The organism is Arthrobacter stackebrandtii (genome assembly GCF_017876675.1).
Classification (GTDB): domain Bacteria; phylum Actinomycetota; class Actinomycetes; order Actinomycetales; family Micrococcaceae; genus Specibacter; species Specibacter stackebrandtii.
Genome location: NZ_JAGIOI010000001.1, coordinates 4,323,367 through 4,339,654 on the forward strand (window position 1 = coordinate 4,323,367; position 16,288 = coordinate 4,339,654).

Here is a 16,288-nt window from a genome sequence, read left to right on the forward strand (position 1 = left end):
GGCCGGGGCGCGGGGCGGCGGCTACTTGTAGAACTTGGGCGGTTCGACCGGCGGCGTGGTGGAGGGCGGGACGTCGTAGCTGCGCAGCACTTGCCCCATCACCTGGTTGAAGGTGTTCCCTTGCGTGACGCCGTAGATCTTTCCCTGCGGGCGCTGGACGGTGATGCCCACCACGTACTTCGGGTCCTCCATGGGCGCCATGCCAATGAAGGACGAGGTGTAGCCGTCGAATCCGACGCCGTTGTCCGCGGGTGCCTCTGAGGTTCCGGTCTTGCCGCCCGTACGGTAGCCGGGGATGCCAACCACCTTGTAGTCGGTCATCGTGACCACGCCCTCCAGCATATCGCGGGCGTCCTGTGCCGTCTTCGGACTGATCACCTTGACCCCGGGAGCCGTGGGCTCCTTGGTCACGGTGCCGTCGGCGGCCGTGTAGGACTCCACAATGGTGGGCTTGAGGCGGACGCCGTCGTTGGCGATGGTCTGGAAGATCATGGTGGTCTGCAGCGGGGTCTGGGCGACACCCTGCCCGAACAGGACGGTGTACTGTTGGCGGCCGTCCCAGTTCTGCCAGTCTGCCAGGATGCCGGGGCTTTCGCCGGGCAGCTGGATGCCGGTCTTTTCACCGACGCCGAACTTGCGCATGTAGTCGTAGCGCTGCTCCGGCGTGAGTGCGGAGCCTGCCATGACGGTGCCCGTGTTCATGGAGTCGGCGATGATACCGGCCAGGGTCCGCTGTTCCGTGCCGTGGTCAAAGGCATCCGTAAACGTCTGCCCGTCGATGGTGAAGGCCGGCGGCACCAGGTAGTGGCTCATGGGCGTGGCCAGGCCCTCTTCCACGAGGGCGGCCGCGGTCATGATCTTGCTGGTGGAGCCGGGCTCCACGACGGCACTGACGGTGCGGGAGCCGATATTGGCCGGGTCCGAGGCGCCGACGTTGTTGGGGTCGTAGGAATCGCTGTCACCCAGGGCGATGACCTTGCCCGTGGCCACTTCAATGACGCTGACGCTGGCATACTGGGCGCTGTACTGTTCCTTTTGCTGCTGGGCCGCCTGCTGGGCGTAGTACTGGATGTCCTGGTCGATGGTCAGCTGGACTGTCTGTCCGTCCACCGCCGGATCGGTCCGCACGGGGGCGGTGGGAATGATGATGCCGTTCTTGCCGGCCTGGTAAGTCCTGCTGCCGTCGGTTCCCGTGAGCTTGGCGTCCATGGTCTGTTCAATGCCGGCCAGGGCCTTGCCGTCGGCGTCGACGAAGCCCACGATGGGCCCGCCCACCGCACCCATCGGATAGACCCGCTTGGTCACGGCTTCCGAGTAGATGCCGGGAATGCCCAGCTCCGCCACCTGCTTTTCCACCAGTGGGCTGACATCCTTGGTGATGTAGTTGAAGCTCTTGTCTCCGGTTGCTGCCTGCACAACCTGGTCCACAGGCAGTTTGAGCAGGTCCGCCAGCTGCTTCAGGCCCTCGTCCTTGGTGTACTCGACGATGCTGGATTTCCCGGTTTTCTCATCCACGACACGGTGCCCGTACTCCTCGTACTTGCCCATGTTGATTTGGGAGACCGTGATGTTGTACCTCACGATGCTCTCCGCCAGGACATTGCCCTTGGCGTCGATGATCTTGCCGCGGACGGCCGGCAGCTTCTGCACCACCGTGCGCTGGTTTTCCGCCGCCTGGGCCATGTTGCCGGTGTCCAGGCCCTGCACCATGACCAGCCGCCCGGCAATAAGCAGCAGGGCAGCCATCATGATGATGAATCCGATACGCATGCGTCCGCGGCCGACCTTGTTCAGTTGCTGGGCAGTTGCACCGTGTGCTGACTGGGCGGGTTTTTGTGCCACTGCTGTTCCTTGCTTGTCGCGTGCGCGTTGTTGCCTGTTGCCGTCTCTCCCGCTTTTGCTGCGGGTGTGTGGGATTTAGCCTAGCCGTCCTGCTCCGCCGGCGCCGGGATTGTGCCGCCGTTCAGGTCGGGTCCGGCTGGTTTTGCCGGCACCGGTGCCGCCTTTTCTGCCTTGGCTGCGGCCTTTTCGTCCTTGGCTTCGGCAGCTGCCGGGCTCACGGGCTTCTCTTCCGGCGCCGCGTCGGCGGGCGGCAGCGAACTGGCCGGAACTTCGCGGAGCGAGTCCACGGCGGCCGGCGGGATGACCACCAGGCCCTTGGTGTCCGCCTTGGCAGGCTGCGGGGTGCCACTGACCTTCTTGTTCCGGACGTCGATCTGGCCGGTGCTGTCTGCGGGAACCATGCCCAGGGCTGCGGCACTGGCCACGAGTTCCTGGGGTGCCGCCTTGGCCGCGATTTCCTGCTCGAGTGTCTGGTTGGCCTTGATCAGGTCTGCCTGGTGGTTTTTAAGGCCCACCAGTTCGTACTGGCCCTTGGTGACGGAGATACTCATGGCCAGCACGACTGACAGGGCGACGACGATGACCATGAAGACAATCACCAAAAGCTGCTGGCGGCCCTTCCGCGGTGTGGAGACGACCAGTGAGAGCGGTGTCCGGGGCTTGCTACGGGCGGCGGTCTTTTCCGCGACCGGCGCAGGAACCGGCAGGGACATGTCCAACGCGCGGGCGCTCGAGCCGTCGCTGATGGGCATCCGGCTTGCGTTGTTGCTGCGTGGTGCTGCCTTGCTCATGTGGCGCTCCTGACCCTGATCTTTTCCACGGCCCGCAGACGTGCCGAGGCCGCCCGGGGGTTTTCTGCTATTTCTTCGTCTGTTGGTATTTCCGTGCCCTTGGTCAGGCGTTTCAAGGTGGGCTTGTGCTCTTCAAGCTCAACGGGGAAGCCTGCCGGGGCCGACGACGTCGATCCGGCGGCAAAGACGGCCTTGACGATCTTGTCTTCAAGGGAGTGGTAGGACATGACGACGGCCCGGCCGTGCAGTGCCAGTGCGTCAACCGCGGCCGGGATGGCCCGCTCCAGGACGCTGAGCTCCTCATTGACCTCAATGCGCAGCGCCTGGAAGGTGCGCTTGGCGGGGTGGCCGCCGGTGCGGGAGGCGCCGGCGGGAACCACGTTGCGGATGATCTCCACGAGCTCGCCTGTCCGCGTCAGCGGGGCCCTGTCCCGCGCCGCCACGATGTGGTTGGCGATGCGGCCCGCGAATTTTTCCTCGCCCCATTTGCGGATGATCCGCACCAGCTCCTCTTCCGAGTAGCTGTTAACTACGTCGGCGGCTGTCTGACCCCGGCTGGTGTCCATGCGCATGTCGAGCGGTGCGTCGAAGGAATAGGCGAATCCGCGGTCGCGCTCGTCCAATTGCAGGGAGGAGACGCCCAGGTCCATGAGGATTCCGTCGATGGCGGGGATGCCTAGGTCCTCCAGAACCTCTGCAATCTCGTCGTAGACGGCGTGGACCAGGTCGGTGCGTCCCTGGAACGGGGCGAGCCGTTCGCCGGCCAGGCCCAGTGCCTCTGTGTCCCGGTCGATGCCGATCAGGTGCAGGTCGGGGAACCTCTGCAGCATGGCTTCACTGTGGCCGCCCATGCCGAGGGTCGCGTCTATGACAACGGGGGTGCGTCCGGCGGCGCGGGCCACGTCAAAGGCCGGGGCCAGAAGGTTGATGCAGCGATCTTTCAGAACTGGAGTGTGGCGTTCGGACGTAGGTGGCGTGGGGGTTTCCGACGTCATCACGACTCCGTTTCTCTTCGGTCAAAACCGGGAGGGGAAATCTTATCCCCCGTGGCAATGCTGATAATCGAACAAACTGCTTTGGTGCGTTCTTGCTGTGGCCAGGACCGCCGCCCGCGTCTTTGTGGGCTGCCTCTTGAACCAGATCCCCCTCCGCGCCACGCCGTGCCAGGCCTGGCTCCGGGGAAGGTGAGCCAGGAATGGCCTTGCGGGGCGGCTGGAGATCTCATCCAAGATCGCCGTCCGTACCTTGGAAAGCCACTTGGCTGCGTCTTTCCGTTTCCTGCTGGTGGTGCAAGTGGTGGACTATTTGCTAGCCAATGCCGGGAATGCCTTGTTCATCTGTTGCTGAGAACGCGCTTTCCTTGGCACTGAGGTAGTCCGCCCAAGCGCCTGCATCCCAGATTTCTGCCCGGCTGCCGGCACCAATGACCACCAGTTCCTTTTCGAGACCTGCATACGCACGAAGCGTTGCCGGAATGGTGACCCGGCCCTGCTTGTCCGGCACCTCATCTGAGGCTCCCGACAGGAAAATTCGAATGTAGTCACGGGCCGCCATGTTGGACAGTGGTGCATCCTGCATTTGGGCCAGAACCTTTTCAAATTCCCTTGCGCTGAAGACGTAAATGCAGTTTTCCTGCCCCTTGGTCAGGACAAGTCCGCTGGAAAGCTCCTCTCGGAACTTTGCGGGAAGAATGATCCGGCCTTTCTCATCAAGGCGTGGTGAGTGTGTTCCGAGAAACATTCCCCCACCACCTTCATTGTCGAGACCTGGTGACCGCTCCTACCCCACTCCCCTCTTACGTGCTCCACATTACTCCACAATCCTCCACCGTCAACTCTCTTTCCGGGCGTGTTTGACGCACTTCACATAAATATTTCCCGCAATGACGCGGATCACGGAGAGTGGTTGGCGGTGGAGGGAAAAACGCGGCGCCTCCCCTTCACCGGGCCCTTTTCAACCAAAAAGGACCCCGCGGGGCGCTATTTTCCGCATCTGGCGGAGTCTGTGGATGAAAGTGGAGCATTGCAGGGATCCCTGGGACAGGTGGGGGTGGATACAAATGGAGCGTTGCGGAGCAGGGCCGGGGCAGCCCGCAGCCAGGTTCGGAGGGGCGGGCTGCACGGTCGCCGGAAAGGTCCGGCACCGGCGCCCGGAAGCTGCCTGCAGCTGGTTACCTCGAATAATGGCCCGGACACGAAAAAAGCCCCCGAAGCGGGAGCTTTTTTGCATTGCCGTGTGCCTGCAGGGTGTGGCGTCAACCCGCCGTCACCTTGGAGACGGCCCCGCGGGGCCGCAATGAACGCCTACTGTTCGCGGCGGCGTTCCTCCCACTTTTCTTCCAGGCCGTTCATGAAGCCGCTCTTCTGCTTGGGCCGTGCGCCATTTCCGGTCTTGTGCTCTGCACCGGGGGTGTCGGAGAACTTGGGGCGGGAAATGGCCACATAAACTCCAGCACCCATGACCAGGAAGCCAAGAATGCCAAGGACGATCAGGTGGGTGGCCACCCCGCCCAACAGGACCAGCAGGCCGGTGATGCCGATCAGGACACCGATGACGATGTTGCGCGTCGACATTGACCGCGATGGCGACGAGGACAAGGCGTGGGCGAATTTGGGATCTTCCGCATGGAGCTGCTGTTCCAATTGGTCAAGCAGTCTCTGCTCGTGTTCAGAGAGGGGCATGACGACCTCCTTCAGGTCAGGGCCGTGGGCGTCTTAACTCTGTTAACGTTTCCAACGCTCCATTTAGTTCCGCCTGGAATACCGCCATGGCCGGCACCTGCGCCGAACGTTGCGACCCCTGCACAAACCAACGGACCGTGAAGCTGTCATTGAGTCAACTCCTAGTACTAACAATAGGCTTGATTTGACCGAACTAAAAGCCGTGTCGCGAACACCCGGGATACTCATGGCTTTCCCCCAATTTCACGGCGCGGGCGGCGGCTTCAGCAGGCGGGCCGGGACGATCTTGGCGCTGCCAAACCGGGCGGCAATGGCATCGCCCACCACCTCGGCGGCCCGGGAGTTGTCATCCCTGGGATCCAGGGTGAATTGCAGGGGCGCACTGTCCACGGCATCCAGGCGTTCCATCCGCACGCCGATCAGCCGCACGCTTTGCGGCCGCCGGCCCAGCGCCTGCAGGAGGGCCACCGCGCCGGCGTAGATCTGCCCGGCACTGTCGGTTCCGGCCCCGAGAGCCTTGGAGCGGGTGATGGTGGAGAAGTCGGCGTACTTGATCTTCAGCGCCAGGGTCCGCCCGCTGAGCCCGGATTCACGCAGCCGCCCGGCCACCCTGTGTGAAAGCCGCAGCAGTTCACGCGTCAGCACCTCGTCCGAGACGGTGTCCTCGGCAAAGGTTTCCTCCGCCCCGACACTCTTTTCCCTGTGCTCCCCCGTCACTGGCCGCGGGTCGATCCCCCAGGACAGCGCATGCAGCGCCGCGCCACTGGTGCCGAGCGCCTTTTGCAGGGAGCTGACAGGCGTGGCCGCAACATCGGCCACCGTGAAAATGCCCAGCCGAGCCAGCACCTCACGGGTCTTGGCGCCCACACCCCACAGCGCCCCGACCGGCAGCGTGTGCAGGTACTCCACGGTTCGCTCCTTTTCAATGAGGAGCATCCCGTCCGGCTTGCACCTGGTGGATGCGACCTTGGCCACGAACTTGCTTGAGGCGATCCCCACGGATGCCGTGATGCCCACTTCAGCGGCAATGCGCCGCCGAATGAGGGCACCAATCTCCAGTGGCGTGCCGAGCCTGCGCAGCGACCCGCTGATGTCAAGAAAGGCCTCGTCCACGCTGAGCTGCTCCACGGTGTCGGTGATGGAGTGGAACACGGCCATGACCTGGGCCGAGACCTGCTGGTACAGCCCGTGGGTTGGGGGAATAACGACGGCGGCCGGCGCCATCCGCATCGCCGTCGCCATGGGCATGGCGGAACGCACGCCGGCGGCCCGGGCCTCGTAGGAGGCGGAGAGCACCACGGACCGGCCTTCGGGGTGGCCCACAATGACCATCTTGCCCCGCAGTTCCGGGCGCTTGCGCAGTTCCACGGAAACAAAGAAGGCATCCATGTCCACGTGCATGATGGTGCAGCCCTCCTGCACGGGCGCGCTGCCCGGCACCGGGGGCTGAAGATTGCTCACAGCCCAATTCTAGTGACTGCGCCGGAGCTATGCGAACATACTTTCGTGAGGTAGGCAACAACGGCCCGGGAGAGGTCCTGCAACATGGCTAAACTAAGTTCTGTTGGCGCAACGGCCGCACCAGTTAACCCACAGCAAGGACCCCAGAGAGCATGAACGCAACGCCTGACACCGCTGCCGCCACCATGGCAGCCGAGCATGAGGCATTCATTGCCGCCGTCGCAACCCAACTGAACAGCTTCCTGGCGGAAAAGCGCGTGCTCATGGAAGGCATCTCCCCCGCCACGCTGGTGCTGGTGGATTCCATCAAGACCCTGGTCACGGGCGGCAAACGGATGCGTGCCCTGCTGTGCTACTGGGGCTGGCGCGGGGCGGGCGGGGCCGCGGACGCCCCGGCCATCATCGCGGCAGGAGCGGCACTGGAACTTTTCCAGGCGGCCGCACTGATCCACGACGACATCATTGACCGTTCAGACACCCGCCGCGGCGGCCCCAGTGTGCACCGGCAGTTCAGCACGCTGCACAGCGACAGCGGCTGGGCCCTGGACGACGAGCGCTTTGGCCATGCAGCCGCCATCCTGACGGGCGATCTCTGCCTCTCGCTGAGCGAGGAAATGTTTGCCGGCATCGGCGCCGGCGCGGCCAGCCGGGCCCGGGCGGTGTTCAACCTGATGCGCACCGAAGTCATGGCCGGGCAGTACCTGGACATCCTGGAAGAGGTGGCCGGGCCGTCCAAGCCGCATGAGACCGCGGTGGCCCGCGCGTCGGCCATCATCCGGTACAAGAGCGCAAAGTACTCCTCGGAGCATCCGCTGGTGCTCGGCGGCGCCCTGGCCGGGGCGTCCGCGGAGTTGCTGGGCGGCTACAGCGCCTTTGCCCTGCCGCTGGGCGAGGCGTTCCAGCTGCGCGACGACGTCCTGGGCGTCTTCGGCGACCCGGCCCAGACGGGCAAGCCCGCCGGCGACGACCTGCGCGAGGGCAAGCGCACTGTGCTGGTGGGGCTCACCATCGACAACGCGGGCGAAACGGACCGCACCTTTGTCGACCGGAACCTGGGCCGCCAGGACCTCAGCGATGCCGACATTGAGCGCATGTGCGCCATCATGGTCGACTCCGGGGCGCTTGCACGCACGGAGGACATGATCGGCGAGCTAAGCGGCACGGCCTTCGCCGCGCTCGCCCGGCTGCCGATCGATGCGTCCGTTGCCGGGGCGCTGTCGGCGCTGGGCCGCGGCGCGGTGTCACGAACCGCCTAGGCAGTTCCTGCACCCACAACTGCCCGGGCGCTTCCTGTCCCGGCTGCTACCAGCCCAGGGCTGATGCGCGGCGGCGGATCTCGGTCTTGCGTCCCTCGCGCAGGGCGTCGATGGGCCGGCCGGGCAACGACTCGTCGTCGGTGAACAGCCACAAAATGGCTTCTTCATCTTCAAATCCTGCGTCATGGAGGACCGTGATGGTCCCGCGCAGGCTTTCCAGCACATGGTCGCCGGAGATGAACTCGGCGGGGACTGCGCGGATGTTGCGCTCCCCCACGCGGGCGGACAGCAGGGACCCGTCCTTGACCAGCGCGTGGACCTTGGTGATCGAGACGTCCAGCATCTCGGCCACATCAGGCAGGGGCAACCACTCTTTAACTATGTTTTCAACATTACTCACACACAAAGGTTCCCACATGTTGGGTCCGGCCGTGCAAATGATGCACCCTTTTGATTAATTCTGTGCTGAAATGCACACAGCAACCCCACATTCCTTGGAGTTTGGTGTAAATTCACAGTTAGTCACATCAGTAACATGGTTCCCAATGGCATCATCTGTAACGGAAAACTGAGGTATGCACCCATGAGTTCCCCACGTCCCACGGCCACAGGCGCCAAGCAGCTGGCAGCCGTCGCCACTGCTGCCATCCCCGTTGTCATGCTCTCGTCCCTCTCCCTTGCCGGCCCCGCAGCCGCCGCACCGGCCAAAGCCGAGATGAAGCCCTCCGGCAGCCACGGCGCCCTGAACGGGAAAGCCATCGTCGCGGCCGTCCAGGCACGCACCCTCGGCAGCAACGTCTCCGTCACCGCGGTGGCCAGCTCCGTGCCCCGCGCGGTGACCGCCATGAGCCCGGGACAGCAAACGTCCGTCACCGGGTTCCTGCGCACGGCCCCGGCCACCGTCCACACAGTGGCTGCCGGTGAGACCGTCTCCGGGATCGCTGCCGGCTACGGCGTTTCAACCGGCTCCGTGCTGGAACGCAACAACATGGCAGCTTCAGACATCATCCACCCCGGGCAGCTCCTGCAGATTTCCGGCACCGCCCCCGCGGCCCAGCCGGACGCCGGGGCGGGCCGTGCGCCGTCGAACGAGTACATTGTCAAGGCAGGGGACACCCTCAGCGGCATTGCCGCCAGCCAGGGCACCAGCCTGGAAAGCCTGTACTCACTCAACGGCCTCAACCACTCGTCGGTGATCCACCCCGGGCAGGCCGTCAAGTTCGGCGCCAGCCCGGCGGCGCCGGCACCTGCCGCGGCATCCGAGAAGACGCCGGCACCCTCGGGAACGGCATACGTCATCAAGGCCGGGGACACGCTGTCCTCGATTGCCGCGGCGCACAACGTGAGCCTGGGCGCGCTGGTGGCGGCCAACAACGCCGATGCGAACGCCACCATCTACCCCGGGAAGACACTGCAGATCCCGGGCGTCAGCGCAGCCGCAAGCAACATCACGCCCATCACTGCCGTGCCCGAAACCGCGCCCGTGGAGCTGACCCCGGAGCAGCAGGTGCCCAGCACCTTCCTGCACTACACCTACCCGCAGGCCGTGGTGAACGACGCCAACCGCAACAAACTGGCGCTGTTGTCGGCACCCTCCCCCAACCAGGAGCAGATGAAGGAAATGGTGGCCCGCACGGCTGCCAGCATGGGCGTGGACCCTGCCCTTGCCATGGCCTTTGCGATGCAGGAATCCGGTTTCAACCACCAGTCGGTCTCCCCCGCCAACGCCATCGGCACCATGCAGGTCATCCCCGACGCCGGCGACTGGGCCTCGGGCCTGGTGGGCCGGACGCTGAACCTGCTGGACCCGCAGGACAACGTCACGGCGGGCGTGGCCATCATCCGGGCGCTGCAGCAGGGCGGCGTCAGCGAGGACGAGGCCATCGCCGGCTACTATCAGGGCCAGTACTCGGTCAGCGTCAACGGCTTGTTCCCGGACACCGTCAACTACGTTGCCGGCATCAAGGCCAACCGCGAGCTCTTCCGCTAGGACGTGCGCCCGCCCGCACGGGCAGCCGCCCTCCGTCATGGGCGCACACTGGGAAATAAACTACGCTCTCAACGAAAAGGGTCCGCCGGCACGGTGTTGCTGGCGGGCCCCTGCCGTTTCAACTCTTAAGATGGAAGGGTGCAAGAAGTCTCCGCTGACCCCCTGATCGGGTCCATTGTCGATGGCCGCTACCAGGTTCTCTCCAAGGTGGCGGACGGCGGCATGTCCACTGTCTACCGGGCCAAGGACCTCCGGCTGGGCCGGCACATTGCGCTGAAAATCCTCCCGGCCGAGCTCGCCAGCAACGCGGCGTTTATCGCTGCACTGGGCAGCGAGGCCGCCAGCGCAGCCAGCCTCTCGCACCCGCACGTGGTCCAGATCCACGACCACGCAGTGAGCCCCGAGCACGCCTACCTTGTCTATGAGTTCATCGACGGCCACACCCTGCGCGACGTCATCAGGCAGCGCGCCCCGCTGAGCCCCCGCACGGCCCTGGACCTGCTGGACCCCGTGGTGGAAGGGCTCGCCGCAGCCCACGCGGCCGGGATCGTCCACCGCGACGTCAAGCCGGAGAACGTGCTGATCTCCCGCCAGGGCTGGGTCAAGATCGGGGATTTCGGCCTCTCCCACGCCGCCAGCGCCGCGAACCTCACCGGCGAGCTCCTCGGCACCGTCCACTACATTGCCCCCGAGCTGGCACTGCGCCGCGGCAGTGACGCGCGCAGCGACATCTACTCCGCCGGGATCGTCCTCTACGAACTCCTCACCGGGAAGAAGCCGTTCACCGGCACGGACCGGGACATTGTCACGGCGCAGGCGCGCCAGGACGTGCCCGCCCCGTCGCTGCTGGTGCCGGGCCTGCCCGCCGTCATGGATGAGCTGGTCCGCTACATGACGGAGAAGGACCCCGACCACCGCCCGGCAGACGGCGCTGCGCTGCTCGAGGACCTGCGCCACATCCGCCGGACCCTGGACACCGGCGAGCCGGAAGTCGGCAGCCCTGCCGCCGACGCAAACTCGCGCACCGAGGTCATCGCCGCGCCCTTTGACCAGGAATTTGCCAACACCGGGGAGTTCACCGAGGCGATTCCATCCGAGGCCACCACCGTCATTGCGGCCACCAGTTTCGCCACCTCCGTCATGCCCCTTCCTTCTTCCCTGTATCCGGACCTGCCCGACGCCGGACACCCCGCCGCCGCTGATCCCGGCACCGACCCTGCGCCTGCTTCCGGAGACGGCGGGGCTGACGATGCACCCCCGGCCAGGCTCTCCAAGCGGCAGGCGAAGGCACTGGACAAGACTGAGAGGAAGCAGGCCCTGAGGGAGGCATCCACTCCGCGAACCACGCTGGGACCGGCGCATCCACGCCGCCGGGCCCTGCTGTGGACCCTGCTTGTGGTGTTCCTTGCCGTGCTCGCCGCGGCTGCCGGCTGGTTCCTGGGCTTTGGTCCCGGCGCCCTCGCCGATGTACCCGATGTGCACAACAAGACTGTCCCGCAGGCCACCGAACTGCTCCGCACGGCGGGTTTCGACAATGTGCCAACCTCAGGCATCTTTGACGAAAAGGTGGCGGAGGGCTTCGTGGTCAACACGGACCCGTCCGCCGGGGAGTCGCTGCGCAAATTCAGCGCCGTGACGCTGCTGGTCTCGCGCGGCCCGGTCCTCTTCGCCGTCCCCCAGGTGGCGGGCGGCACCCTCGACGCCGCCAAGACGGCCCTGGCCGACGGGAACCTGGCCGTGGGAAGCGTCACCGAGCAGTATGACGAAAAGGTCCCGGCCGGCGTCGTGCTGTCCCAGGACCCCGCCGCAGGCGAGGAGTTCCGCGGCAACACAGCCGTGAACCTGGTGGTTTCGCTCGGCCCCAAACCGATTCCCGTGCCAGCCGTCACCGGCCTGCCCCAGGCCGACGCCGAAGCCGCACTGCAGGCTGCGGGACTCGTGGCGGCCGTGGCCCCCGAGCAGCAGAACAGCGTGAGCGTTCCTGCCGGCTCCGTGCTGTCGCAGTCCCCCGACTCCGGTGAACTCAAGGCCGGCGACACCGTCACGCTGACCATTTCCATGGGACCCAAGATGATAGACGTCCCCAGCATGGTCGGCAAGCAGGTGGGTGCCGCAACAGCCGAGCTCAAGGCGCTGGGCTTCGAGGTCGAGGTGAAGAACCTGCTGGGCGGCTTCTTTGGGACCGTCCGCTTCCAGACGCCCGACGGCGGACAGGCCCCCGAAGGCTCCACGATCGTCCTGCAGGTCATCTAGCCCCTCCCAACGCCGCATCTCTAATAGTTGTTGGCAGGCCTGGTGCCCGCTGGCAGGATTGATGCAGGGCCGCTGCAGTGTGACTCACGCCGCATCTGGCCTGGTGTTCTCACCAGTGCCTTTGAAGTGACTTGTCCGCTGTGGCGGTCCGGCATCGGCCCGGCCTCTTGTCATGGCTTGATAAAAGGTTGGCCGAACCCTTGGGAACGTGCCTCGTTAGAGATTTGCCTGACAAGAACCCTATTCCAGGCCGATGCCGTCCGCACGGTCATCTACACACGGGAATGGAGGATCACCGTCATGACTATCGTTGCAGAAAAGTTTGCCTACGTCATCGGTGTTGACACCCATGCTAGGACCCACACCTATGCCATCACCGCCGCAAGAACCGGGGCGTGTCTGGGATGTGAGGTGTTCCCCGTTACCGCCGCCGGCATCAAGCGCGCGATCGGCTGGATCCGACGCAACACCACCGGTGCCGTCCTGGCCGCGGTGGAGGGAACCCGCTCCTACGGGGCCTCCCTGACCCGGGCCCTGACCGCGGAGAACATGCCCGTGGTGGAGGCGAAACCGCCGTGGAAGAAGGCCCGCGGCGGGGCCGGGAAGACCGATGCCATCGACGCCATGGCGGCCGCAACAGGCATCCTGGGCACCGATACCGGCCGGCTGCTGTTTCCCCGCATCGAGGGCACCAGGGCCGCGGTGAGCGTGCTGCTGGCCGGCAGGCGCCGCCTGGAGGGCCAGACCACCGCCAACCGCAACGCCCTGAACGCCCTGGTGCGCGAAATCGATCTCGGCCTTGACACCCGCGAAGCCCTGACCGACAAGACGGTCGCCGAGATCGGCTCGTGGCGGCCGCGCCCCAGCGACACCGTGGAGCAGCAGACCGGGCGGGAGGAAGCCTCCCACCTCGCCCGGGAGATCACCGCCGCGGCCGTGCGGATCAAGGCGAACGAGGCCCGGCTGGGCCGGCTGTGTCAGGAACTCGCCCCGGGCCTGCAGGACCAGCCCGGGCTCGGGCCCGTGACCGTGACCGTCGGGATCATCCTGGCCGCCTACTCCCACCACGGCAGGGTCCGCGACGAGGCCGCGTTCGCCTCCCTCGCCGGGGTCTCACCCCTGCAGGCCTCCTCCGGGAACACCACCCGGCACCGCCTGAACCGCACCGGGGACAGGCAGCTGAACATGGCCCTGGACGTCGTCGCCAGAACCCGCATGCGCTGCAACCAGAAAACCAGGGACTTCGTCGAACGCCGCACCAAGGAAGGCCTCAGCTACCGCGAGATCAAACGAGTCCTCAAGCGCTACATAGCACGCGACATCTTCCGCCAACTCGAGAAGATATTCGCTTGACAACCAACATAAAAGGGTCACATAATCTCCCCTTTAGCCGGACGCGGCATCAATACCCCACCGAGAGCTGCCGGGAAGACGCTTGGGGCTTGTCCGTCACGCACCATTTACTGGAGCTTGCAGCCGGCCAGTTGCGCAGTTGTATTTGCGGCAGGGATCCCCGCTTTGCTGCCACGTCCACGAACCCAGGGCAACAAGTGATGCCGCGTTCAGGAAAAACGGCACTTATCTGATGCCGCGTCGGGAGTGGTTGCGGGAACGGGTGCGGGAATGTTGCCGGCCAAAGCAAGGCGGCCCCCGCCTTCTCGCTGGAAGGTGGGGGCCGCCGTCGTGCTTGGCATTGAAGCGGTGTTAGACCGACTTGCGCAGTTCCTCCGAGATGAGGAACGCCAGCTCGAGGGACTGCTTGTGGTTCAGGCGGGGGTCGCAGACGGACTCGTAGCCGGTGAGGAACGCCTCCTGGTCGATGGGGTCGGCACCGCCGAGGCACTCGGCCACGTCGTCGCCGGTCATCTCCACGTGCACGCCGCCCGGGAAGGTGCCCTGCGCCTGATGGACCTCGAAGAAGCCGCGGACCTCGTCGATGACGTCGTCGAAGCGGCGCGTCTTGTATCCGTTGGGCGAGGTGACCGTGTTGCCGTGCATGGGGTCGGTGACCCACAGGACCTGGGCGCCGGAGGCTGTGACCTTCTCCACCAGGTTCGGGAGCTTCTCGCGGATGTTGTTGGCGCCCATGCGGGTGATGAATGTCAGGCGGCCGGGCTCGCGGTTGGGGTCGAGCTTCTCAATCAGGGCCAGTGCGTCGTCGGCCGACGTGGTGGGGCCGAGCTTGACGCCGATCGGGTTGCGGACGCGGGAGAGGAATTCGACGTGCGCCTGGTCGAGGTCGCGGGTGCGCTCACCGATCCACAGGAAGTGTGCGGAGGTGTCGTAGGGCAGGCCGGTGCGGGAGTCGATGCGGGTCAGGGCGCGCTCGTAGTCCAGCAGCAGGGCTTCGTGGCTGGCGAAGAACTCGACGGTCTTCAACGCCTCGAAGTCGGCGCCGCAGGAGGCCATGAACTTGATGGCGCTGTCGATTTCCTTGGCTAGGCGCTCGTAGCGGCTGTGAGCCGGGTTGGAGGTGAAGCCGCGGTTCCACTCGTGGACGCTGCGCAGGTCCGCGAAACCGCCCTGGGTGAAGGCGCGAATCAGGTTCAGCGTGGAAGCCGAGGTGTGGTACGCCTTGAGCATGCGCTCGGGGTTGTGCTGGCGGGACTCTGCGGTGAAGTCGAAGCCGTTGACGATGTCTCCACGGTATGCGGGGAGGGTCACGCCGTCGCGTGTTTCATCATTGGAGGAGCGCGGCTTGGCGAACTGGCCGGCCATGCGGCCCATCTTGATGACGGGCAGCTGCGCGCCGTACGTCAGCACCACTGCCATCTGCAGGATGGTCTTGACGCGCGAGCTGATCTTGTCGGCGGTGGCAGCCTCGAAGGTTTCGGCGCAGTCGCCGCCCTGCAGCAGGAACGCCTTGCCCTGTGCGGCCTGTGCCAGGCGGGAGCGCAGCACGTCGACCTCCCCGGCAAACACGAGCGGCGGCACGGAGGACAGTTCCTTCACCGTGGGGCCAAAGGAGGGGTGCTCGGACCAGGTGGGCTGCTGCGCAATGGGCAGATCGCGCCAGTCGTCCAGTCCTGGGTAGACAGCGGCACCGGGGACGGAAATACCGGCAGCGGGTGCGGAAACGGCGTTCAAAGTTAGATCAGTCACCCCTTAACCCTATCCCTGAATCAGGCACCCCACCAACGCGTCCGTTTCATGAGACGACGGCGGACGGCTAGCGGGTGCCTGGCTCCGGTGTTTCCGGTTCCTTCTTGGCGCCGATGACGGTGACGGCGCCCGGCGCCGGCCCGGTTTTCGGTTCCAGGCGGACCGCATCCGGGGAGGTCTTGGCCGTCTTGTCGGCCGCCATCTTGTCCTTGACGGTGGAGGCGTAGGAGTCAACATATTCCTGGCCCGACAGGCGCATGAGCTCGTACATGATCTCGTCCGTGACGGAGCGCTGGACGAAGCGGTCGTCGGCCATGCCCTGGTAGCGGCTGAAATCCATGGGCTCACCGAAAATGACGCCCAGGCGGCGGATCGTGGGGATGCGCCGGCCAATGGGCTGGACCTTGTCGGTGCCGATCATCGCGACGGGGATGACGGGGACGTTGGCCGTGAGCACCAGCTTGGCCACGCCCACCTTGCCACGGTAGAGCCGTCCGTCGGGGCTGCGGGTGCCCTCGGGGTAAATGCCCAGCAGGCCGCCATCCTTGAGCACATCCACGCCCGTCTGCAGGGAACCTGCCGACGCGGCGCCGCCGGAGCGGTCCATGGGCAGCTGGTTGGTCAGCTTGAAAAACGCCGCCGTGAGCCTGCCCTTGATGCCGCGGCCGGTGAAGTAGTCGCTTTTGGCCAGGAACACCACGGGGCGCGGGACCATGAGGGGCATGAAGATGGAGTCTGAAAACGAGAGGTGATTGCTGGCCAGCACGGCGGGACCCTCGGTCGGAAGGTTGTCCAGGCCCTTGGTCCAGGGACGGAACAGCACCTTCAGGATGGGGCCAAGAAAAATCTTCTTCAGTACCCAATAGATCACGGTGGTGCTCCTTCTCATGGTGCGCCGGGCAGGCGGCGGAC

The 16,288-nt window shown here is 65.5% G+C and carries 13 protein-coding genes; 4 read left to right on the forward strand and 9 right to left on the reverse strand.

The genetic code is table 11. The features are described 5' to 3' along the window. Nucleotides 1-21: 21 nt before the first annotated feature. The 6 genes from JOF48_RS18945 to dinB all read right to left on the reverse strand — a co-directional run bounded on the left by JOF48_RS18945 (nt 22) and on the right by dinB (nt 6,715). Nucleotides 22-1,842 (reverse strand): peptidoglycan D,D-transpeptidase FtsI family protein, encoded by a 1,821-nt coding sequence (locus JOF48_RS18945; protein ID WP_342591311.1) that lies wholly within the window; start codon nt 1,840-1,842, stop codon nt 22-24. A gap of 80 nt (nt 1,843-1,922) precedes the next feature. Beyond that, nucleotides 1,923-2,633 (reverse strand): cell division protein FtsL, encoded by a 711-nt coding sequence (gene ftsL, locus JOF48_RS18950; protein WP_209683716.1) that lies wholly within the window; start codon nt 2,631-2,633, stop codon nt 1,923-1,925. Beyond that, the gene (gene rsmH, locus JOF48_RS18955) at nt 2,630-3,628 is read right to left on the reverse strand and encodes a 16S rRNA (cytosine(1402)-N(4))-methyltransferase RsmH (protein WP_209683719.1); all 999 of its coding nucleotides are present in this window, start codon (nt 3,626-3,628) and stop codon (nt 2,630-2,632) included. Before rsmH ends, ftsL begins: the two co-directional genes overlap by 4 nt. Before the next feature lie 313 nt (nt 3,629-3,941). After that, nucleotides 3,942-4,373, reverse strand: coding sequence for a division/cell wall cluster transcriptional repressor MraZ (gene mraZ / locus JOF48_RS18960; RefSeq protein WP_209683722.1), 432 nt, complete (start codon nt 4,371-4,373; stop codon nt 3,942-3,944). A gap of 563 nt (nt 4,374-4,936) precedes the next feature. Further along, on the reverse strand, nt 4,937-5,314 hold the full coding sequence (locus JOF48_RS18965) for a DUF3040 domain-containing protein (protein ID WP_209683725.1): 378 nt from the start codon (nt 5,312-5,314) through the stop codon (nt 4,937-4,939). A 243-nt stretch (nt 5,315-5,557) separates the two neighbouring features. Beyond that, the gene (gene dinB, locus JOF48_RS18970) at nt 5,558-6,715 is read right to left on the reverse strand and encodes a DNA polymerase IV (RefSeq protein ID WP_209684797.1); all 1,158 of its coding nucleotides are present in this window, start codon (nt 6,713-6,715) and stop codon (nt 5,558-5,560) included. A 212-nt stretch (nt 6,716-6,927) separates the two neighbouring features. Between dinB and JOF48_RS18975 the strand changes: the two genes are divergently transcribed. Beyond that, nucleotides 6,928-8,031 carry a polyprenyl synthetase family protein gene (locus tag JOF48_RS18975; RefSeq protein ID WP_209683728.1) on the forward strand — a complete coding sequence of 368 codons (1,104 nt, stop codon included), beginning with the start codon at nt 6,928-6,930 and terminating at the stop codon, nt 8,029-8,031. Between the two features lie 46 nt (nt 8,032-8,077). Here the strand turns inward: JOF48_RS18975 and JOF48_RS18980 are convergent, their stop codons facing one another. Continuing rightward, the gene (locus JOF48_RS18980; protein WP_209683730.1) at nt 8,078-8,449 is read right to left on the reverse strand and encodes an Rv2175c family DNA-binding protein; all 372 of its coding nucleotides are present in this window, start codon (nt 8,447-8,449) and stop codon (nt 8,078-8,080) included. Nucleotides 8,450-8,614: 165 nt separating this feature from the next. Between JOF48_RS18980 and JOF48_RS18985 the strand changes: the two genes are divergently transcribed. From JOF48_RS18985 to JOF48_RS18995, 3 genes are all read left to right on the forward strand, one after another. Further along, nucleotides 8,615-10,021 (forward strand): LysM peptidoglycan-binding domain-containing protein, encoded by a 1,407-nt coding sequence (locus JOF48_RS18985; protein ID WP_209683732.1) that lies wholly within the window; start codon nt 8,615-8,617, stop codon nt 10,019-10,021. A gap of 138 nt (nt 10,022-10,159) precedes the next feature. After that, the gene (locus JOF48_RS18990; RefSeq protein WP_209683734.1) at nt 10,160-12,274 is read left to right on the forward strand and encodes a Stk1 family PASTA domain-containing Ser/Thr kinase; all 2,115 of its coding nucleotides are present in this window, start codon (nt 10,160-10,162) and stop codon (nt 12,272-12,274) included. Nucleotides 12,275-12,574: 300 nt separating this feature from the next. Next, nucleotides 12,575-13,627 (forward strand): transposase, encoded by a 1,053-nt coding sequence (locus JOF48_RS18995; RefSeq protein ID WP_209683736.1) that lies wholly within the window; start codon nt 12,575-12,577, stop codon nt 13,625-13,627. Nucleotides 13,628-13,978: 351 nt separating this feature from the next. On the opposite strand, the gene JOF48_RS19000 is transcribed toward JOF48_RS18995, so the two are convergent. Both JOF48_RS19000 and JOF48_RS19005 read right to left on the reverse strand, forming a co-directional pair. Then, complete coding sequence (locus tag JOF48_RS19000; RefSeq protein ID WP_209683738.1) at nt 13,979-15,376, reverse strand: class II 3-deoxy-7-phosphoheptulonate synthase; 1,398 nt, start codon at nt 15,374-15,376, stop codon at nt 13,979-13,981. A 67-nt stretch (nt 15,377-15,443) separates the two neighbouring features. Then, nucleotides 15,444-16,247, reverse strand: a complete 804-nt coding sequence (locus tag JOF48_RS19005) for a lysophospholipid acyltransferase family protein (RefSeq protein ID WP_209683740.1) — start codon at nt 16,245-16,247, stop codon at nt 15,444-15,446. Between the last annotated feature and the right edge of the window lie 41 nt (nt 16,248-16,288).